General features: G+C 65.6%; 18 protein-coding genes. 5 read left to right on the forward strand and 13 right to left on the reverse strand.

Going from position 1 to position 20,097, the window contains the following annotated elements; all coding sequences use genetic code 11:
* The 7 genes from B8W69_RS27105 to B8W69_RS30790 form a co-directional block, all read right to left on the reverse strand.
* On the reverse strand, nt 1-560 hold a 560-nt coding region (locus B8W69_RS27105), incomplete at its 3' end, for a hypothetical protein (RefSeq protein WP_181447499.1).
* Nucleotides 557-1,480 (reverse strand): vWA domain-containing protein, encoded by a 924-nt coding sequence (locus B8W69_RS27110; protein WP_085292777.1) that lies wholly within the window; start codon nt 1,478-1,480, stop codon nt 557-559. The genes B8W69_RS27110 and B8W69_RS27105, both read right to left, overlap by 4 nt.
* The gene (locus tag B8W69_RS27115; protein WP_085292778.1) at nt 1,477-2,454 is read right to left on the reverse strand and encodes a hypothetical protein; all 978 of its coding nucleotides are present in this window, start codon (nt 2,452-2,454) and stop codon (nt 1,477-1,479) included. Before B8W69_RS27115 ends, B8W69_RS27110 begins: the two co-directional genes overlap by 4 nt.
* Nucleotides 2,445-2,918, reverse strand: a complete 474-nt coding sequence (locus tag B8W69_RS27120; protein ID WP_085292779.1) for a hypothetical protein — start codon at nt 2,916-2,918, stop codon at nt 2,445-2,447. The genes B8W69_RS27115 and B8W69_RS27120 overlap by 10 nt, the downstream gene beginning before the upstream one ends.
* On the reverse strand, nt 2,908-3,774 hold the full coding sequence (locus tag B8W69_RS27125; protein WP_085292780.1) for a DUF58 domain-containing protein: 867 nt from the start codon (nt 3,772-3,774) through the stop codon (nt 2,908-2,910). The genes B8W69_RS27120 and B8W69_RS27125 overlap by 11 nt, the downstream gene beginning before the upstream one ends.
* Nucleotides 3,775-3,782: 8 nt before the next feature.
* Complete coding sequence (locus B8W69_RS27130) at nt 3,783-4,784, reverse strand: AAA family ATPase (protein ID WP_085292781.1); 1,002 nt, start codon at nt 4,782-4,784, stop codon at nt 3,783-3,785.
* A 97-nt stretch (nt 4,785-4,881) separates the two neighbouring features.
* Entirely contained in the window at nt 4,882-6,261 is a 1,380-nt protein-coding gene (locus B8W69_RS30790) for a hypothetical protein (RefSeq protein WP_165762708.1), read from the reverse strand.
* 238 nt (nt 6,262-6,499) lie between these two features.
* Between B8W69_RS30790 and B8W69_RS27145 the strand changes: the two genes are divergently transcribed.
* Nucleotides 6,500-7,312 carry a TylF/MycF/NovP-related O-methyltransferase gene (locus B8W69_RS27145; protein WP_133058034.1) on the forward strand — a complete coding sequence of 271 codons (813 nt, stop codon included), beginning with the start codon at nt 6,500-6,502 and terminating at the stop codon, nt 7,310-7,312.
* A gap of 18 nt (nt 7,313-7,330) precedes the next feature.
* Here B8W69_RS27145 and B8W69_RS27150 read toward each other — a convergent pair whose 3' ends face one another.
* A complete protein-coding gene (locus B8W69_RS27150; protein ID WP_085292810.1) occupies nt 7,331-9,883 on the reverse strand; it encodes an excinuclease ABC subunit UvrA in 2,553 nt (850 codons plus the stop codon).
* Nucleotides 9,884-10,006: 123 nt separating this feature from the next.
* On the opposite strand from B8W69_RS27150, the gene B8W69_RS27155 reads away from it, so the two are divergent.
* Nucleotides 10,007-11,170: an alpha/beta fold hydrolase gene (locus B8W69_RS27155; RefSeq protein WP_165762709.1), complete on the forward strand. Its 1,164-nt coding sequence runs from the start codon at nt 10,007-10,009 to the stop codon at nt 11,168-11,170.
* A gap of 9 nt (nt 11,171-11,179) precedes the next feature.
* Here B8W69_RS27155 and B8W69_RS27160 read toward each other — a convergent pair whose 3' ends face one another.
* The 3 genes from B8W69_RS27160 to B8W69_RS27170 form a co-directional block, all read right to left on the reverse strand.
* On the reverse strand, nt 11,180-12,430 hold the full coding sequence (locus B8W69_RS27160) for a fatty acid desaturase family protein (RefSeq protein WP_085292786.1): 1,251 nt from the start codon (nt 12,428-12,430) through the stop codon (nt 11,180-11,182).
* Nucleotides 12,431-12,835: 405 nt separating this feature from the next.
* Nucleotides 12,836-14,083, reverse strand: a complete 1,248-nt coding sequence (locus B8W69_RS31875) for a PPE family protein (protein ID WP_085292787.1) — start codon at nt 14,081-14,083, stop codon at nt 12,836-12,838.
* Between the two features lie 578 nt (nt 14,084-14,661).
* Nucleotides 14,662-15,684 carry an ABC transporter substrate-binding protein gene (locus tag B8W69_RS27170; protein WP_085292788.1) on the reverse strand — a complete coding sequence of 341 codons (1,023 nt, stop codon included), beginning with the start codon at nt 15,682-15,684 and terminating at the stop codon, nt 14,662-14,664.
* Nucleotides 15,685-15,886: 202 nt separating this feature from the next.
* Here B8W69_RS27170 and B8W69_RS27175 point away from each other — a divergent pair, with 202 nt between their 5' ends.
* Nucleotides 15,887-16,147, forward strand: a complete 261-nt coding sequence (locus B8W69_RS27175) for a DUF1918 domain-containing protein (RefSeq protein WP_085292789.1) — start codon at nt 15,887-15,889, stop codon at nt 16,145-16,147.
* A gap of 211 nt (nt 16,148-16,358) precedes the next feature.
* On the opposite strand, the gene B8W69_RS27180 is transcribed toward B8W69_RS27175, so the two are convergent.
* Nucleotides 16,359-17,159, reverse strand: a complete 801-nt coding sequence (locus B8W69_RS27180) for an SPFH domain-containing protein (protein WP_085292790.1) — start codon at nt 17,157-17,159, stop codon at nt 16,359-16,361.
* A 274-nt stretch (nt 17,160-17,433) separates the two neighbouring features.
* On the opposite strand from B8W69_RS27180, the gene B8W69_RS27185 reads away from it, so the two are divergent.
* The gene (locus B8W69_RS27185) at nt 17,434-18,981 is read left to right on the forward strand and encodes a molybdopterin-dependent oxidoreductase (protein ID WP_439330647.1); all 1,548 of its coding nucleotides are present in this window, start codon (nt 17,434-17,436) and stop codon (nt 18,979-18,981) included.
* A 4-nt stretch (nt 18,982-18,985) separates the two neighbouring features.
* Here B8W69_RS27185 and B8W69_RS27190 read toward each other — a convergent pair whose 3' ends face one another.
* The gene (locus tag B8W69_RS27190; RefSeq protein WP_085292792.1) at nt 18,986-19,186 is read right to left on the reverse strand and encodes a hypothetical protein; all 201 of its coding nucleotides are present in this window, start codon (nt 19,184-19,186) and stop codon (nt 18,986-18,988) included.
* Between the two features lie 459 nt (nt 19,187-19,645).
* Between B8W69_RS27190 and B8W69_RS27195 the strand changes: the two genes are divergently transcribed.
* The gene (locus B8W69_RS27195; protein ID WP_085292793.1) at nt 19,646-20,041 is read left to right on the forward strand and encodes a nitroreductase family deazaflavin-dependent oxidoreductase; all 396 of its coding nucleotides are present in this window, start codon (nt 19,646-19,648) and stop codon (nt 20,039-20,041) included.
* Nucleotides 20,042-20,097: the final 56 nt, after the last annotated feature.

The following is a 20,097-nucleotide window of genomic DNA, read 5'->3' on the forward strand; positions in this document are numbered from 1 at the left end:
GGCGTTGCCGGGGGCGGGGCGTTGAGCGCAGTCCTCTTGGCCGCCAATCGGTTTGCGGCGTCGTCTCGGATGGCGTGCCGCTGTGGATCCGGGTCGGTGTTGCCGGCGAAGCATGCGTGCGGCGCGGCGTCGACGATGGCCAGCGCGCTCGCGTAGCGCTCGTCGGCGCGTGCGCGATCTCCTGCCGCCGCGGCCCGGTCGCCCTGGGTTTCGCGGACGAGTTCGAGGTTGACGCGCACCGGGCACGAGCCCGCCACGTCGGTTCGGGCCAGCGCGTCGGCGAAGTGCGCGTCGGCATCCTCGAGCCGGCCGTCGAGCACGGCGGCTGCGCCCGCGGCGAACGGCGCCCTCGCCGGTTCCACCACGTTGACCAAGCCGAGGATCGCCGCGTCGGCCGCCATCGCGTCTCCGTCGCGGCTCGCAAAGGCGCCAGCCGCCGAATTGCCGGCCAGCACAACCGACAACAGCTTGACTGCGACCAGCAGCGCGACAGTGACGACCGGCGCCGAGTAGACGAGGAGCCGCCGTCGCAGCCCCAACCGAGCCGGCCTGCGCGTCACGACGCCAGGTCCCGTCGGGCAATGCGGCCGCGCCGGAACTCTCGGACCGACAGGTAGATCTCGGCGAGCAGCAGTCCGGCCGCGAGCAGGGCAGGCAGCCAATACAGCTCGGTCCGGTCGGCGGCATCCCCTTTGCTACCCGGTGTGTCGGGCAGTCCAACCTGGAAGGGCTGACCGAGCTCGCGGTGTACGTACGGGACACCGAGTTGTGCTGCGATTCTGCGTAATTCGGACTCGTCGATCGCGTCGCCGCTGCCGTAACCCAGCACCGCTCCCCCGGCCACCGAACCTCCCATGAGGTTGAAGTCGCCCTGGGGCGTGCGCGAACCCGGTGCACCGAAGCCGAAGTAGAGCACCACGTTCCGCGAACCCGGGTATTGCTGCGTCGCCTGGATCAGCTGATAGCGGAGCACGTTGTCCGCCGCGCCCGCGTTCACGTCGGAAGCCGCGTTCTGCGAGCCGAGGGCCGCGATGGTGGGGCGCAGGCTCCAAACATCCTCGGACAGCGGCCAATCCAGGGCGGCTTTCGAGCCGAAGTCGATGAGCGCGTATCGTGCCGCCGGGTACTGCTTGATCAACGCCGCGATGTCGTCGCCCATGCCCGAGATCCGCGGTTCGCCGTTGCCGTGGTCCTCGGCATTTGCGCCTGCCGAGCGATCGACGACCAGGAACACGTTGAGATTGGCGCCGGCGGCGGCCGTTGCGCCCTGGCCGTTTTCGTTGCCAAGAAGCGCCGGGCGGGTGGTCGCCGCGATGAGCAGCAGCACCGCCGACGTCACGGCACTCCAGCGCAGTACCGCGCGACCCCGCCGGTGTCCCGCCGAGAGCAACACCTGTCGCAGCGCCACCACGCGCGCCAGCAACAGCGCGCCGGCCACGACCGCAAGGATCGGCCACGGCAATACGGGTTGAAACGTCATCGGCGTAACACCAAGAGGGCCACCGACAGCACGGCCGCCGACAACAAGGCGATGACCAGGGGTACCACCGGCGCGTCGCGGAAGTCCGCGGTCACGACCGTGCCGTCGGCACGGCGCGCCGGTGGGGCGTGCGCGCGAATCTCGTTGAGCGCCGCGGTCACCGATTTGGCTCCCGGGGCGACGTACCGGCCGCCGGTCTGGTTGGCGAGCGTGACCAGCGCAGGGCTCGCGGGTGAGACGGCGGTGTCGATCACGTTGACTTGGGCCCCAACCCGCTCGACCAGGGCCCGGAGGCTGCCGTCGGTGAACAGTGCGGGACGCTGCTCCCCCGCGGCGCGAAGATCCGACGGCCCGAGATAGATGACCGAGCGCCGGTGTGTGGCGCGCTGCTCGGCGGTAGGAAAGCCGGAGAGGCACAGCGCAAGAACGTCATTCACGCTTGCGGCGTAGTCGGTATACGGCACCGCAGGGGCGAACGACGCCGATGGCGCCTCGTGGGCGCCGGTATAGTCGCCGAACCGGCCGACGACGTACTGATGGTCGCGCGTCAGCGGCACCAGGCGACGGTTGGCCGACGTCAGGCCGATGCGTTGGGCCGGAGGGGAATTCGTGGTCTGGCGCGCGAAGTAGTCGAGCAGGTCCGCCGTCGACGCGTCGGCCACCGGCTGCCCGACGCACAACATGATGTCCTCGGGGTGGGCGGTGTCGAAATCGTTGGTCGTCACGCTCGGACGGGCCGCGGCCCACGTCGCGGCGCCGAACATGACCGTCAGCACCACCAACGTCACAATCGTCGACAGCGACCGCAACCGCGCTACTTTCGCGTACTCGGGCAACCGGGTCAGTCGTGCGACGTTGGCCAGCGGGCGCAGCTGCCGGCGGGTAGCGGTCATCGACAGTAACGCCGCCAGGGCGACAACTGCGACGAAACAGGTCACTCCGATGAGCGCGACCGGCCACCACCTCAGGTCCATGCGCGGATCAACTCCTGCGCCCGAGCACTCACGTCATCGACGTCGACCTGCGTCTCTGAATTGAACTGCCCGTCATTGAGCCGGGTGAGCAGCGGCGCGGCGGCGGCCAGGTCCCCGTCGGCCACGGCGGCGATCTGCAGATACTGCGCCCGTGTGCCGGTCGCCTGATGCAGAAAACTGCGCAGCGTCCGGCTGATCGCCGCGCACGCCGCCGGAGCCGACATCCGCCCGGCAATGTGCTCGTCGGCGATACCCTGCACGTGGCGGGCGAATTGGTTGCGGATCAGCCAGGCATGCACTCGCCGCACAACCGGGATGCGGCGCAACCGGTCCGACGGCAGTGTCCACACGAAAACACCCGCATACCAACCGAACACGGCAAGGATCAACAGTACAGCCAGCCAAAGCCACGCCGACGAGTACGGCTGCGGACCGAACACATGGCGCAGCAGGTCATCCGGCACGGGCCGCCACCTCGGTCAGGCGAACGAGCTCGCGCCGAATGTCCTTGCTGCCGGCGATAGTCGCGTACGGAATGGCGTGGGCGGTCAGGAACGCATCGAGGCGGTTCCGCCGCCTCTGCTCGGCGCGGCGGTACGCGGTGACCACCCGGGGGCCGAGGTCGGCTCCGTTCAGGACGAAGCGACCGGTGGCGACGTCGTAGCCGTCGGTGTTGTCGGGACCCACCGCGGGCATGTCGGACACCATCGCCCACATGATGTCGTGGCGCCCGGTCAGTCGGGTGAGCACTTCGCTGAGCCGGTCGTCGACCTCCGGTTCGTCGGAAACGACAATGATCAGCATGGCGTGCCGGTAATGCGTTGCGACGTAGTCGAGTTGGGCGGTAACGTCACTGCGACCGGGGCCGGTCGTGGTGTGTTGGTACCAGCGGTGCAGCAGTCCCTCGATGTGCGACTCGCCGCGCCGCTGCGGGATGTTCACGCTGCCGCGACGGTCGCCGTAGACCATGCCGATCTGGTCGGACCGCCGCAGGCCGATCAGCCCCACCGCGCCCATGATGTGCGCGGCGATTTCGCGTTTGCATTCCCCGCTCGGGGCGAGCGCGGACATATTGCGACCGGCGTCGGCGACGAGCAGGATCTTGTGGTGCTTTTCGGACACGAACCGTTTGATGAGCACGCCGCCCGAGCGTGCGGAAGCCTTCCAGTCGATGTCTCGGACGTCGTCGCCGGGAACGTACGGGCGTAGGTCGTCGAATTCCATGCTGCGCGTGTGCAATAGCGCGTAGCGGCCGCCTTCGAGCAGGCCGCGGGTGTCGGTGCCGAAGTGCGCCTTCGCCCGGTTGAGGTGCTTACCCACGATTGGCCTCAGGGCACACGCACGGCCCGCAGCGCGGCGTCGACCACGACCTCGGCATTGATGTCGGCGCTGGCCGCTTCGAAGCCGAGGATGAGCCGGTGCCGCAGCACCCGGTGCGCGAGCTTCGCGATGTCCTCGGGGAGCACGTGCGCGCGCCCGGCCAGCACCGCCTGCGCCCGGGCCGCCTTGCAGAACGCGATGGTGGCGCGTGGGCTGGCACCGTACTCGACCAGGCGCGCGATCTGCTTGGGCAGCGCCCGCGCGGGGTGGCGGGTCACGTCGACCAGTTGGCTGGCGTAAAGCATCAGCGCACGGTCCATGTGGACGTGACGCACCACCTCCTGCAGGCGCAACACGTCGTCGAGGCTGACCACCGGCGCCGTCGGCTGCCCCCTGTCGTAGACGCCGGCGTCGATCCGCGACATGACTTCCACCTCCTCCTGCGGGGAGGGGTAGCGCACGATCTCCTTGAGCAGGAAACGGTCGGTCTGCGCCTCGGAGAGCGGATAGGTGCCTTCCTGGTCGACGGGGTTCTGGGTGGCGATGACCAGAAACGGGTCTGCAAGGGGGTGGACCTGCCCGGCGATCGTGGTCTGCCGCTCCTCCATCGCCTCGAGCATCGCGCTCTGTGTCTTGGCACTGGACCGGTTGATCTCGTCGAGCAGCACGATGTTGGCGTGCACCGGTCCCAGTTGGGTGACGAAGGAGTTGGTCGCCGAGTCGTAGATCTGGGTGCCGATGATGTCGCTGGGCAGCAGGTCCGGCGTGCACTGAATGCGTTGAAAGCGGCCATGAATCGACTCGGCGAGCACCTTGGCGGCGGTGGTCTTGGCCAGGCCTGGCACGCTTTCGAGCAGGACATGGCCGCCAGCCAGCAGACCGATGAGCAACGACTCGCGAAGGTCACGCTGCCCGACGATTTTGGCGGCGAACGCCTGGGAGATGGCATCGACGATCCGTTGGACACCGTCGAGTTCGCGCTGATCCGGTTGTATCCGTGCCGTAGACATACGCCCGCTGGGATACCCAGGTGCCGATTTTCCACACTTCCGGCCACACGCCGCTACTCGCGTCCGTTCAGCGTGTTCGCGGACGCCGCGCCACCGGCTACGGCTGGTCCCCTTGCGGCGGCCGCCTGTTTTTGGCTTCAGCCTCAAGGCGCAGCCGGATTGCCTTCGCCCGCGCCTCGGCGGCCCGAGCTTGGGCTTCGGCGGCTTCTGCTCCCGCCCAAACCTCGGCGGCCCGAGCGCGAGTTTCGGCGGCTTCGGCGCGCGCCCGCGACTCGGCGGCGAGGGCCTCGGTTTCGGCGGCTTCCGCACGCGCCCGCTCCCGCGCCCGCGCCTCGGCTGCCAGGGCCTGGGTTTCGGCGGCTTCGGCGCGCGCCCGCGACTCGGCCGCCAGCGCTTCCGCTTCGGCGGCCTTTGCCCGCTTGCGAGCTTCGGCCGCGAGGGCCTCGATTTCGGCGGCTTCTGCCCGCTTCCTCGCTGCGGCGGCCAGCGCCTGCGCTTCGGCGGCTTCCGCCTGTTTCCGCGCCTCGATGGCCAACGCCTCGGCTTCGGCAGCCTTTGCGCGTGCCCGTTCCCGTTCCCGCGCCTCGGCGATCAGGGCTTCAGTTTCGGTGGCCTCTGCCTGCGCCCGCGCCTCGGCGGCCAAAGCTTCGGGTTCGGCGTCTAGTGCCCGTTTCCGGGCTTCGGCGGCCAGGGCGTGGGCTTCGGCGGCTTTGGCCTGTTTCCGGGCTTCGGCGGCCAGGGCTTGGGCTTCGGCGGCTTCTGCCCGCTTGTGCGCCTCGGCGGCCAGGGCTTCGGCGGCCGCGGCTTCCGCGTGCGCCCGCTCTCGCGCCCGCGCCTCCGCGGCCAGCGCTTCCGCCGCGGCGACCTCTGCCTGCGCCTGAGCCTCGGCCGCCACCGCTTCGGGCTCGGCGGCCAGCGCCTCGGCCGCGGCGGCTTCGTCCTGCGCCCGCGCCTCGGCGGCCAGCGCTTCGGCTTCTGCGGCCAGCGCCTCCGCTTCCGCGGCCAGCGCTTCGGCGGCGGCCGCGTCTGCCCGCGCCCGCGCTGCGGCGGCCACCGCTTCGGCTTCGGCGGCCAGCGCCTGGGCGGCGGCGGCCTCGGCCTCGGCCCCCGCGTGAGCTTCGACCTTGGGTCGCGGCGGCTTCTGCTTGGACGGCGGCCTGGGGTGATTAACGAGCGGCTGACGGTTCCGCATCGGGGCGCCGGCCGCGGCCCTGGCTTTTTGCTCAGCCACTCTGTATGGGCCCGCTAGGAAATCGGCCAACACCAAGGCCACGCCGACCAGCAGTACCAGCGGCAGCGCCAAGGAGGGGCGGGTGACCATTCCCCAGATACCGGCGACTGTGAGCGGCGCCGCGAGCAACACTGCGGCCCCTGGATACCGACCGCCTAGGTCGAGGATTGTTGCGGGCACCGCGGACGCGCGAGCGGCCAACGGGAGCCGATCCGGCCGACTGACGACGACTCTCTGAGACCGCACGATCCCGCTCCTTTATGGAGATGCTGGCACATAAGAGTACTGCGCCACCGGCCGTTCCGGTGACTCAAATTTTCGTGTCGAAGTAGCAATGTCGCCGCAGTACCGTAGCCGGACCGGGCGGCTCGGCAGGTGACGGAAGTTTCGCGGCGATGGCGCGCGTGAGTGTGACCGTCGGACCCTGGGATCTCGACGATCTACCACCGGTGTCGATCGGATTTCACAATCCATCGTGAATGACGTGCCAAGCCTCTACGCTGCCGATAATCATGCTGCGTCTTCCGGCGAGGAGGTTGAGCGCATGGAGCCGTCGATGACGTCAGATTATCCGTGTAGCAACGGATTCAATTGGGCTCAATTGGTGAAGATGCCGATCGTGAGCGATGAATGGCATCATGGGCATCAAATCCTTAACTTCTACCCGATGGACAAGGACTATCGAGAATCGCCGACAGCGCGGACGATGGTGACCGAGCACTTCGGCGATGCCCAGGCCCTCGACACCGATGCGGAATTGCTCAAATTCGGCTCTGACCACGTTACGTTGCCGGGCGCATTTTTGGAGATGGGCGTATGCACCGGCAGAACCATCAACTTCATTGCCGCGCTCAATCCCCGGCGGCGCATCTGGGGATTCGATTCCTTCGACGGCCTCCCTGAACGATGGGCTCGCACCGATATCACCGTTCCCCAAGGCACTTTTCGGGCGAACGTCGAGGGGTGGATGCCACCGGTGCTCCATAACGTAGCTCTGGTAAAGGGCATGTTCCACGAAACCCTTCCGGAGTTCAAAAGCCGAGTTCTGAAATCCACTCCCATCGCTTTCCTACATGTCGATTGCGACATTTACGCGTCGACGAACGATATTTTCAACCAACTGTTCGACAACATCGTGTCAGGTACCGTAATCGTATTCGATGAGTTTTATAACTACCCGGGCGCCGAGGAACAGGAGTTCAGGGCATTCCAAGAGTTTCTCGACCGGACCGGGAAGAAACCGGTCTACCTTGCCTACAACCAATACTTCGAACAAGCGGTTGTCCAGATTGCCTGACTCGATTCGCGATGGCGCCTAAGCCGGTAGGCACTCGGCGCGCGCCAGGCGCCTCGCCAGATACGGCGCCGTGCGGCTGTGCTTCGCACCTGCCACCTTCTTCGGCGGGCCCGCCGCAACGACCCGTCCGCCGTCGCTGCCGGCTCCCGGCCCCAGGTCGATCACCCAGTCGGCCCCCGCGACCATCCGCATGTCGTGTTCGGCCACCACGACGCTATTGCCCGCCTCGACCAGGCGGTGCAGTTGACGGTCGAGCAGATCCACATCGGCGGGGTGAAGCCCGGTGGTCGGCTCGTCGAGGACGTAGAGGGTGTGCCCCCGTCGAGGTCTCTGCAATTCGGTGGCGAGCTTGATCCGCTGCGCCTCGCCACCCGACAGCTCGGTCGCGGGCTGCCCGAGACGGAGATAGCCCAGTCCGACCTCTTGCAGCGTGGTCAGGCTCCGCGCTGCGCTGGCGACGTCGGCAAAAAACTCCGCGGCCTCATCGACGGTCATCGCGAGCACGTCGGCGATCGTACGGTCGCGATAGCGCACCTCGAGTGTCTCGTCGGAGTATCGGGCTCCTCGACACGCCGGGCAGGTGGCGTATGTGCCTGGTAGGAACAACAATTCGACCGAGACGAACCCCTCTCCCTGACAGGTGGGGCAGCGACCCTCGGCCACGTTGAACGAGAACCTGCCCGCCTTCCACCGACGGCGACGCGCCTTCGGGGTCGCGGCGAATTCGCGGCGCACGGCGTCGAACAAGCCGGTGTAAGTCGCCAGCGTCGAGCGCGGCGTGCGTCCGATCGGGCGCTGGTCGACGGATACCAGCCGGTTGATCGCCTCGGCCCCCTCTGCCGTCACGCCGACACTCGCGTCGTGATCGAGATCGACGATCCCACTGTCGGTTTCGTCCTCATCGGATTCGGCCGGCTCGGCTCCTCGCCCGGTGCCGAGCTGGCTGTGCACGACATCGCCGAGGACCTTGACGACGAGCGTCGACTTGCCTGACCCGGATACTCCGGTGACCGCGGTGTAGACCCCAAGTGGCAGGTCCACGTCGAGGTCTCGCAAATTGTGGAAGCAGATCCCGCGCAGCCGCAGCCACCCGGACTGCGTGCGCGGTTGACGAGGCGACGGGCTGGCCTCCTCGAAAAGGTATTCACGAGTGACCGACCCCTCGACGTCGGCGAGACCCGGCACCGGCCCGCTGTAGAGCACACCTCCGCCGAGCTCTCCGGCCCCAGGCCCCACGTCGACGATCCAGTCGGCACGGCGGACCACGTCCATGTCGTGCTCGACCACGAATAACGAATTGCCCGCGCGCCGCAGGCGATCGAGCACCTCGAGTAGCGGTTCGGCGTCGGCAGGGTGCAGTCCGGCCGACGGCTCGTCTAACACGTAGAGCACCCCGAACAACCCGGCGCGCAGTTGGGTGGCCAGCCGCAACCGCTGCAGTTCGCCAGGCGACACCGTCGGAGTGCGGCGACTCAGCGTGAGATAGCCGAGGCCGAGATCTATGAGTACCTGCAGGCGCGCAACGAGGTCGGCGGCGATCATGGTTGCCACTTCGGTCAGCTCACCGGATTTCGTCGACTCGTAGGCGGCGGCGGCATCGGTCCGAGATGCCGTCGGGCGCAACGCGTCAGCAAGCTCGGCCAACGGCATCGCCGTGTAGTCGGCGATGGTGCGCCCGGCGAATGTCACCCTCAGCGCCTCCGGCCGCAACCCGGAACCCTCGCACACCGGGCACTCGACGCTGTTGACGAATTGCAGTACGCGGCGACGCATCATCGCGCTATGGGAGTTGGCCAGCGTATGGCGGACGTGACGTTCGGCGCTGGAGAAGGTGCCGTTGTAGTAATAGTCGGCCTGCACGGGATGCCGGCTCGGATCGATCTCGACTGTTGGTTGCTCATCGGTGAACAGGATCCAATTGCGTTGCCGCTTAGGGAGTTTGTTCCATGGCTTATCGATGTCGTAGCCCAGCGTGACGAGGATGTCGCGGAGGTTTTGGCCCTGCCAGGCGCCCGGCCATGCGGCAACGGCGCCTTCGCGGATGGTCAGCGAGGGGTCCGGTACCAGTGTCTCCTCGGTCACCCGGTGGATTCGTCCCAGTCCGTGGCATTCGGGGCACGCGCCCACCGCAGTGTTTGGCGAGAATGCATCGGAGTCCAGTCGTTCCGTGGCCCCCGGCGGATAGGTGCCGGCGCGGGAGAACAGCATCCTCAGCAGGTTCGACAGGGTGGTGACGGTGCCGACCGTCGACCGCGACGTCGCCGAACCTCGGCGCTGCTGCAGTGCGACGGCGGGCGGTAGCCCGGTGATGTCATCCACCTTTGGTGCGCCGGTCGGCAATAGCAGCCGACGGGCGTACGGAGCGACCGATTCGAAGTAGCGGCGCTGGGCCTCGGCGTAGATGGTCCCGAAGGCCAGCGACGATTTGCCGGATCCGGAGATTCCGGTGAACGCGACCAGCGCGTCGCGCGGCGCTACGACGTCGACCCCCCGCAAGTTGTGGACCCGCGCCCCGTAAACACGCACGCACGGGTCGACTTCGTCTGTGCTCCGATAGGACATTTGCGTCATCTTGCTCAACCGGATACCCCAGTTGTAGCCGGACAAGCGCGACGCTTGCTGCTCGATACCGGCTCGCGGGATTTGGTCTGCAACCGTTTTAACGCCTGACCGGCCGGGAATTCCGCCGTGGCCATGACGGAGACATCACCGAGCCGCATCCGCCTGAGCCATCATGTCGTGGAACTCGATGACGGACGCCGGATCGGACTTTCAGTCGGCGGCCGCGGGGTGCCGTTGTTTTTTATGCACGGGCTCCTGCTGAGTCGTCGGGCATATCTGCGGATGCTCAGCCGGATCGCCGGGATGGGATTTCTGGTCGTCGCCGTCGATGCCGCAGGTCACGGCGACACCGGGCGACTGCCCGGCGACGCGTGCACCTTCACCGACCGCGCCGATTCGGTGTTGCGCACGCTGGACGCCCTCGGGATCGGGCAGGCGTTGTTCGTCGGCCATTCAATGGGCGGGCGGATGACAATCCAGCTGGCCGCACGCGCGCCCGAGCGGGTACTCGCCGCCGTGCTGTTCGACCCGGCGGCCGGAGCCCGGTTCGACACGACGATCCCCAAACTGGTGCGGTCTCCAACCAAGGCGTTGGGCGCGGCCTACACTGCGGTCCGCGACACACTGGGCGACCCGACGCAGCTCTCACCCGGCGAGCAGCTCGGATATTTCCGCGTGCTGGCCGCGGTGGCGGTGCCCAACCTGCGTTATCCCCTCGGGGCCGTCCGGACGATCAAGGCCATCACCGAGTCCGGTGATTACACGCCGATGCTGCACACCATGCGCGACGAGGGGATGCCCACCATGGTCGTGCACGCCGAAAAAGACTTGATCGTGCCGTTCCCGCACGCACGTGACATCGCCGAGGAGTCCGACGCCACGCTGTACATGGTGCCGGACGCATACCACTCGTGGATGATCGCCAACCCGCGGCAGGGCGCCGACGCGTTTCGTCAACTGCTCGACGGCGAACTGCGCGAGGTGCTTCGCAACGCCGCCGACACGATGGGCATCGCCGATCTCGATGACCACGAGGCGTGGGAGCGCGAACTGCTAGATCCCGATGCGCTGGTGTTGGAGTTCATCCACGGCCACGACCGAATCGAGATCGGGCCCGAGGAGCTCGACCATGTCGACCTCGAGCTGGTGCGCCGTACGGAGCGTTCGCAGGAACGGATGTCCTGGGCTCGACGGACGTATCGCCGGTGGGCGGCCAAGCACCTGCATCGGGCGCGGTCGCTGATCCGGCAGAACACCCGGATTGAGCCGGAGCACGGCGAATTGCATCACGGGTAGCTGCGAGCTTCACCGGCTCACTCTCACACCACGCCGTTCCCGCACCGCTGCGATCGCTGTCTTGAGCCCGCGGCGGCGCCCTGTCACCCGGCCCGTCCCGGCGAAACCGGGTTCGAGGTGAGCGAACATCCGCTCGCTGCGGGTTTCCGGTGCGTCGTCGGCGGTGTCGCGCAAGTATTTGTTCGGCAACGACAGTTTGGCGATGGTGCGCCACGTCTTGCCGTACTGCATCGCGAACGAGCCTGTGGTGTAAGGCAAGTCGTACTTGGCGCACAACGCGCGCACCCGCAACGAGACCTCATGCAGCCGGTTACTCGGCAGGTCGGGAAACAGATGGTGTTCGATCTGGTGGCACAAATTGCCGCTCATGAACCGCAGCACGGGCCCGCCCTCAAAGTTGGCGCTGCCCAGCATCTGCCGCAGATACCACTGGCCCTTGGTTTCGCCGATCATGTCGGTCTTGGTGAATTTCTCGGCACCGTCGGGGAAATGCCCACAGAAGATCACCGCGTTGGCCCACACGTTGCGGATGACGTTGGCCACCGCGTTGGCCTTCAGCGTCGACTTGTAGGTCGCTGCCGGCGACATCGAGGTGAGCGCTGGGAACGCGACGTAGTCCTTGAACAGCTGACCGCCGACCTTGGCGGAGAACTCGCGCGTCTGCTCGAGGGTGAAGTCGCGCTCTGAGCCAGGCTTCAGGATCTTCTCCAGATCGATGGTCTGCAAACCGATTCCCCACTCGAACCCCAGGGCGAGGAGCGTATTGAACAGCAGATTGCCGAGATTGTACGGCTTCCATGGCTGGTCCCGGGTGACCCGCAGGATGAAGTAGCCCACATCGTCATCCATGTCGAGGATGTTGGTGTACTTGTGGTGCTTGACGTTGTGGCCCGCAACCCAGTGTTTGGAGACCGCATTCATGTCCCACTCCCAATTCGTGGAGTGAATCTCGGGATCGTTCATCCAGTTCCACTGGCCGTGCATGACGTTGTGACCGATCTCCATGTTCTCGATGATCTTGGCTGAGCCCAGAGCCACGGTTCCGGTCCACCATGCCCAACGCTTCGAGCCTCCGGCCAGCATGAGCCGACCGGCTAGTTCGAGGGCACGTTGCGCGGCGATGGTGCGGCGGATGTAGCGGGCGTCGCTATCACCCAGAGAATCCTCGACGTCTTGCCGGATCGCATCCAGCTCAACGGCCAAACTCTCGATGTCAATGTCGGTTAAGTGGGCGAAGGCCGGAACGTCAGTAATCGCCATATTTTCCTCCCCGGGGCCTCGTGCGTCAGGACCTCAGCGTTGATATGCACCGGCATGTGCCCAATCGGCGGGCGAGGCCATTCTCTCGACTGGGTAACGAGGCTAATGATTCTGCGGTTCCTTCTCGGTGAGAAACTTACGTGATTCTTACGCCACCCAAGGAAATCTAGATTGCTTGCGCTCCAACGCTTTCGTTGGTCCGTTTGCTGTAGCCCGATGAGATGAGCGGAAGCTCAGTACTCGATGAGCGGCAGCTTAGTGATAGTGGTGATGCCGAAATGATTGTGGCGAGGAAAAGACCGGGCTGTCACTGGACGACGGTGGAGCGGGCACCTGGAGTCATTCCCGTCATCGGCTCCACCTGACCGGCGTGAACGCCCTACCCCGCCGTCTTCGGGGCTGTCCTTAACCTAAACCGGCCGCCGGCACTTCGTCGCCAACTAGCCTGCGCGCCCAGTCCGCAAGCCCCTCCGCGTTGTATTGCGGTTGAATTCCAGCGGTTCCGGCCAGGCCGGGGGTGGTGCTCAACGCGGCCAATCCCGGTATCGATGCGTTGGTGTAGGAGACGGTGCCGGTGAGGTTGGTGATGGTCGCACCGGAGATGCCGGCGAAGCCGATGGCGGTGTCGTTGAGGGTGATGATGCCGCCGTTGGGGCCGAGCGTGACGGAGCCGGTGAACAGGGTGCCGATGCCCCCGATAAGGGGGTGCGCGGGGGTGAGGGTGATGGACTGGACGCCGACGGTGACGAGGCCGGTGACTGGGGTGCCGCCCTCTAACCACCCCGTCGGGCCGCCGGCGCCGGCAAAGAAGGTGGTGCCCGGGTTGAGGATGATGGAAGACGTGGATAAGACTTCGAAGCCGCTGCCGATGCCGGGGGTGGGTTCGATGGTGACCGAGCCGCTGCCGACGACCATCTGTGTGCTGGTCCCGACGTTGATGATGCTGCCGGGCGGCACGGTGGCAGTTTGTCCGGCCGGGATGTCGGGGTCGGCGCTGGCCGGCGGGGTGTAGCTGACGGTATGGGCGGTGGTGTTCGTCGACGCCTGCTGCACCAGCGATTGGGTCTGCCCGCTGGTGGTGTTGCCGACGTTTTGCGCCATGGCTCGTACTTGAGCGCCTTGGCCTGACTCGTTGGTGGTGCGCGGCGGCTCGTTATACGACGCCAAGGTGCTCGCGGCCGACGCGTTGGCGGCGTAGGTGTACATAGCGGCCGCGTCTTGGGCCCAATATTCAGAGTACTGAGCTTCGGTGGCCGCGATTGCCGGGGTGTTTTGCCCGAAGAAGTTGGTCGCGATCAGCGCCATCAACTGCGCGCGGTTGGCCGCGATCGCCGGCGGCGGCACCGTCATCGCGAAGGCCGCCTCATACGCTGCTGCCGCCGCATATGCCTGACCGGCGGTTTGCGCGGCCTGAGCGGCGCTGGCTTGCAGCCATCCGATATAGCGTGCGGCCGCGGCGGACATCGACATCGACGACGGCCCAAACCACTGGCCCATGAGCCCCGAGACTTCCGAAATATAGCCGTTTGCAGCGGATTCCAGCTGAGCGGCTATCGCATCCCAGGCCGCCGCGGCGGCCAGCATCGGACCCGACCCGGGGCCGGCATACATGCGCCCGGAGTTGATCTCCGGCGTGAGCAACGCATAGTCCATGGCGTCTTTGCCTTATCAACAGGGAGCGAGGACGAGTACGAGGTTGCTTCTCTTGATGGCCAGATCAATATGTTTCATAACAGTCCTCTCGTGTGGTAACACGCCAAAGCTCCATTGCATTGGGTGAACCCCCTGCCCGAAGAGGGTGACCTAGTACGGGTTTTAGCACGGCGAGGCTCGATTTTGGCGTTTTGGCGCAACTTTCGTTGTCGTTGGCCGAACAGGCGCTAATAGGAATTGAATTCATTCGCCACGGTCCTCGGAATCGGCAACGCATCTATGTCGGGTCCATTCAGGCGCTCAGGCGCACACCCGCTAATCGTCAGTTGAATTCAGTCCCTATCCAGCGCCGCGCCGACCAGCCGAAACCGCTACTTGGGACGGCTCAAATCGCCTGTAACACGGTGAAATTGACCATTGTCGGTACGTCTTCGGTTCGGGCTCAGTACGGGCCAGATTCGCCCCTTGACGCCGCGTTGCCGCCGCGACGGGACGAGCTGACCGATGTTAGCTGGTTAGCCAGGGACGGACCGCCGCCAACACGCCGACCCATGCACGAGGTGATGTGACTTTGGCGCTCACTTCCGACGAGGTGGCTGATCGACCAGCACCCGCTGTCCGTCTCGCCACTGAACGATACGAATCTGATGGCCGGTTTGCACGCCGGTTACCGGGTCGACACGAAATCGACCGAACAAGGTGGTGGTGTCGAGTTGTTGTGACGCGGCCATCACCGGCAAGGATTCACTAGTGTCGGCTTCCTGCACACAGCGCTGCCAAACGACACCCGCGGCGAAGGCCGCAGCAGCCGGATACGGCGGCTCAGTACCGTTCGCGTCCCGGTAACGGTGGCTGAACCACTCGCTGTTGGGTCCGTCCGCGGGATCATCTGTCCCGTCGTCGAACCACTGGCACGGTCCGTACAGCCCCTCCACGCGATCACCGATAGCATGCCGGAGCTCATCAACCCCTGCGGCAACCAATCCAACTGCGCACCAACGGTGTTCGCTGGCCCACTGCGCGATCGCGACGTCATCGTCGAAGGAACCGGCCGATAACAGCACATCGCCCGCCGGGACCTGCGCCAGCATGTCTCTGGCCCGGCCTGGCCGAAAAGTGACCGACCGCCGCCGCAGACCCAGTCGCCGCGCGACCGTCGCCGCCCCTTCGGCCACCTCGCGACCAAATCCCGTGTCGACGTGCACTATTACCACCTCTGACCCCACCCCAAGACCGTCGGCGACAAGTGTTTCGAGCACACGGGCTAGATAGCGGTAAGCGGGAGACTCCACGTTGACGACACGCGGATACGCCGGCCGCGCCAGCCGGGCGGTCGCGCCACCGTGGTTCCAGACGACCCCTGTGCTGGCGGCCGCGGCCGCGAGCGCGGGCCCCGAACCGTACGGCCCGAACACCACGTTGGGCCGGCTAGCCTCCGCGGCCCGCATCGCGGACGCCGCGGAGGGGTAAGCGTCGATGACCTCCAGACTTACTCCGGAACTGTCAGCCCAGAGAGCAAGGGCGCTCGCCCCTGCTATGCCGAATCTGGCCAGCGGCCCCGACAGTGGGGTGACCAGGACGGCGCGCGCTGCCACGCGCACAATTTAAACAGTGTGGCGAAACCGAGCGCGAGCTTCGCACGGCTGCCGCGTCGGAATTCAGCCACGTGGGGCTACGCGCCGACCTACAAACGCGGACTTCGTCGCCGGAAAGCTGCAGTAGTTACTCACACTTCCGTTAAGTGACGAACGCGCGCACGATGGAGGGGTCCGCAGTCTCACCAGGACGAGAAGGGGGCGGGCGATGAAGGCAAATGTCGGCGACTACCTCGTGGTAAAGGGCACAACCACGGAACGGCATGATCAACATGCTGAGATCATCGAGGTGCGCTCGCAAGACGGCTCGCCGCCATACGTGGTGCGTTGGCTGGTGACTGGGCACGAGGCGACGGTGTACCCCGGGTCTGACGCGGTGGTCGTCACCGCCGCCGAGCATGCGGAGGCCGCACAACGCACTGCCGAGCGGGCCCGCCACGCCGGCACAACCCGCACAGCGGTTCCGTGAGATTTGCTGGGCCAAGAGTAATTCGACGAGAGTCAGGTGTGTCGGCCAACATGGCCAGCTCACCCGGGTTCAGCCGTTTCGAACGGCCACTCGTTTCAGTCGGAATACCGAATCCGCGATGCGTGTGTCGACTTCCAAACCGCTGGCCGCTGGCGTCTCCGGGGATCTATCGCTCGTCCAGCGTCGACATCTCGGTCTTCGGAGCCGCAGCTCAGGTGGAGGGCATAGCGGCTTCGTCGTCCCGACTCTCGGAGGCTTGCGGTGTTGCTCGTTCCAAAAACCGGAGCAGTTCGACGGGGAAGGGAAGCACCAGGGTCGAGTTCTTCTCCGCGGCGACCTCGACCACGGTTTCCAAGAGCCGCAACTGAAGCGCAGCCGGGTGCACTGCCATCGTCTCGGCCGCTTGGGCCAGTTTTTCAGACGCCTGTAGTTCACCGTCAGCGGTGATAACCCGAGCGCGCCGCTCACGCTCCGCCTCGGCTTGGCGCGCGATCGACCGCTTCATCGAATCCGGCAGTACTACATCCTTAATTTCCACGCGGTCGATGTGAATACCCCAGCCCACCGCGGGGCTGTCGATCATCAACTCCAGGCCCTGATTGAGACCCTCGCGGTTGCAGAGTAGGTCGTCCAGGTCGCTTTTGCCGATGATTGAACGCAGCGATGTCTGCGCGACCTGGCCAATAGCGGACACGTAGTCCTGTACGTCGACAACCACACGCACCGGATCCGCAACCTTGAAATAGATGACAGCATCCACACGCACGGTCACGTTGTCGCGCGTGATGCCATCCTGGGCGGGCACCGGCATCGTAATGATCTGCATGTTCACCTTCTTGAGGCGATCGGCGATTGGAATCAGCATCGTGAGCCCCGGTCCACGGACCCCGGTTTGCGCACGTCCGAAACGAAAGACGACGCCTTGTTCGAATTGCTGGACGACCCGAACGTTTGTGCCTAGCAAGAGCACACCAAGGCCGAACGCTGCGGCCAATGCGTAAAGGACGATCATTATGTCCACTTCCACCCGGGCAAGTCCTGTCAGTGCTTCTCGGCGAGTGCGGGCGACTTACGGCCGATGAAACGCCGAGACCCCTCCAGTATGGGCCGATCACTGCAGACGTGCTGGGACCTCCGATCGAGGTCACGGCTGTGGCCCCAGTGCAGGGTCAGGCTCGATCGCCAGTACCGTGCCCCCGGTAGTCGGGTCGCATGCCGAAGCCGCCGGTTCGCTTGCACGGCAAGATGTTTGCGGTTGTTAAGGCGAACGCGAGTACAGTAGTTCGATGGTCGTCGCCCCATCCAATGAGCGGATGATCGCTGGGGTCGCCGCCGCGACCGTCTCGCTCGGAGTAGCCCAGCTGGTGGGCATACCGTTCGGTGCGCGGGCCGATGCGCGTGCTGCGGTCGGCTCAATGGCCGTCGACCTGACACCGGGTCCCATCAAAGAGTGGGCCATTCAGACCCTGGGCTCTCTGGACAAACTCTTCGTGGCCGTCGTAGTGCTCGTGGTGATCGCTACGATCGCTGCAATCGCCGGGACCCTCGAGACTCAGCGTCGCCCGCTCGGTAGCGCCATGGTCGGCGGGGCCGGCGTCCTCGGATGCATTGCAGTGCTGTCGCGGCAGGGTGCGACAGCACTCGACACCATCCCCACCGTCGCGGGCGCCGCCTGCGGCGTGGCGACCCTTCACGTGCTCACCCGTCGGTTTTGGCCCGCCCTGGGAGACCCGGGAGACAGAGCCGACCACGACGAGCCGGATGCCGGCCGGCGCAGGTTGATCATGTTGGGATTGCTCGGATTCGGAGTAGTGAGTGGCGTGGCGGGTGCGGTCGTCACGCGGTTGGTGCATTCGGTGGCCGCTGACCGCAACAGCTTCACACTTCCCCGGCCGCGCACATCGGCGCCACCAATACCTGCTGATGTGCAACCGAACGGCGTTGCGCTACCGAGCTTTGTCACCGCCGGCGCCGACTTTTACCGGGTGGACACCGCACTCAGTGTTCCCCAACTCAGCCACGGCGACTGGCGGCTGCGCATCCACGGCATGGTGGACCACGAAGCCACCTACAGCTTCGACGACCTCGCCCACTTTGACCTGGTCGAAACGGTGACGACGTTAACTTGCGTGTCGAATCCCGTTGGGGGCACATTGATTTCGACGGGCATCTGGACAGGCTACCGAGTGGCTGATCTGCTTGCGGTGGCCCGTGTGCACGGAGACGCCGATATGATGCTGTCGACGTCGATCGACGGGTTCACCGCCGGAACGCCAGTGCAGGCACTCACCGATGGTCGCGACGCGCTCCTGGCCGTCGGCCTCAACGGTCAGCCGCTGCCGATCGAGCATGGCTACCCGGCCCGGCTGGTGGTACCCGGGCTCTACGGGTACGTGTCGGCCACTAAGTGGGTCGTCGAGATGGAGCTGACCCGCTTCGACAGAGCAGCGGCGTACTGGACGCGCCAGGGCTGGGCACCGCGTGGGCCCATCAAGACCGAGTCGCGGATCGATGTGCCGAAAGGTGGTCAGAAAGTGCCGATGGGGCCCGTCGTATTTGGCGGTGTCGCGTGGGCACAGAATCGCGGCGTGCGGGCCGTTGAGGTCCTCATCGACGATGGCGTGTGGCAGCCCGCTGAACAGGGCGCGAGCTATTCCAACGAGACGTGGCGGTTGTGGAGGTTCCCCTGGCAGGCGAAAAGCCTAGGGAAACACACCATCACCGTGCGCGCCACCGACAACACCGGCGGCACCCAAACAGCAGATCAGGTTGGTACCGTTCCCGACGGCGCCACCGGCTGGCACACCGTGGACTTCACGGTGGTGGAGACATGAAGCGCTATTTCGACGAAAATTTCCGCCAACTGAATACCGCAATCACGATGCCGATCAGCACCGTGATCGGACCAATGATGGACCAGGTCGTGGTGTTGCTCATCGGGCTCCCACCAAGCACTCCAAATCCCTGGAGCGCCCAGATCAGACCGAACACTGCGACAATCAACCCAACCGCGAATGTAACGACGGAAGCCCTTCGCATATAGGGATCCTACGCGCCGGAGAGGGGAGCTATCCCATAAGGTATCTGGGTGACCGCGACGGCCGGGAACCTGCTCCGGCGCTGCTGGGGCAGCCCAATCCCATACAGGTCACGCGTCAACGTAAACATGCTGTGCCCCAATCACTTCGACACCTGCATAAATTCGCTTCATGCGAAATCCGTTGCGCCGCGACAGAGTTGCCTAGGCCGTGCAGCCGGCTGGACACCTTCAACAGCCGGCACGCGGGCGCCATGCCTCAGGGTTGTGGCCGGCCGGCTCGCGGGGAGGCCGACCGCCGCCAGGGCCGGGCGCAAGACGTTTACCGCGTCGCGTCGGTCCGTAGAGTGGCTGACCGCCTTTGCGCCAGCTAGCTCCCTAGTAACAGCGATCCGCTACAGGCCGTAGCGTTCTAGCGGATACTGGTAATTTTCGGGCTTGGTTGTGAGCGAGGGGGGTCCATGCGGGTGCCAAGGGCCGTCGCAAACTTCAATAGGCGAGTCACCAATCCAGCGGCTCGGTCGATCACGCCGTGGCTCCCAGGCCAAGGGACACTCGATCATGTCGGGCGCAAATCAGGCAAGCGTTATCGAACGCCGCTGTTGGTTTTTCCCATCCGCGACGGCTTCGTCGTTCTCATCGGGTACGGGCTGAAATCGGACTGGTTGAAAAATGTATTCGCCGGTGGACAGGCGGTGCTGCACAAGCGCGGCAAGAGTATCGCGCTAGCCAATCCCCGCCTCCTGAGTAAGGCTGAGGCCGCAACGCTCGTTGTAGGGCCATCTCGTGTGTTCTACCGCCTGTTTCCGTACAACGAAGCGGCGCTGGTGTTGACCAAAGTCAATTCCACGCAGTGACTTTGGGCAGTAGAACGAAGAAGTTGAGCCAGCGGGGTCGCCCAGAGGTTGATGGC

Source organism: Mycolicibacterium vulneris (assembly GCF_002104765.1).
Lineage (GTDB): Bacteria > Actinomycetota > Actinomycetes > Mycobacteriales > Mycobacteriaceae > Mycobacterium > Mycobacterium vulneris.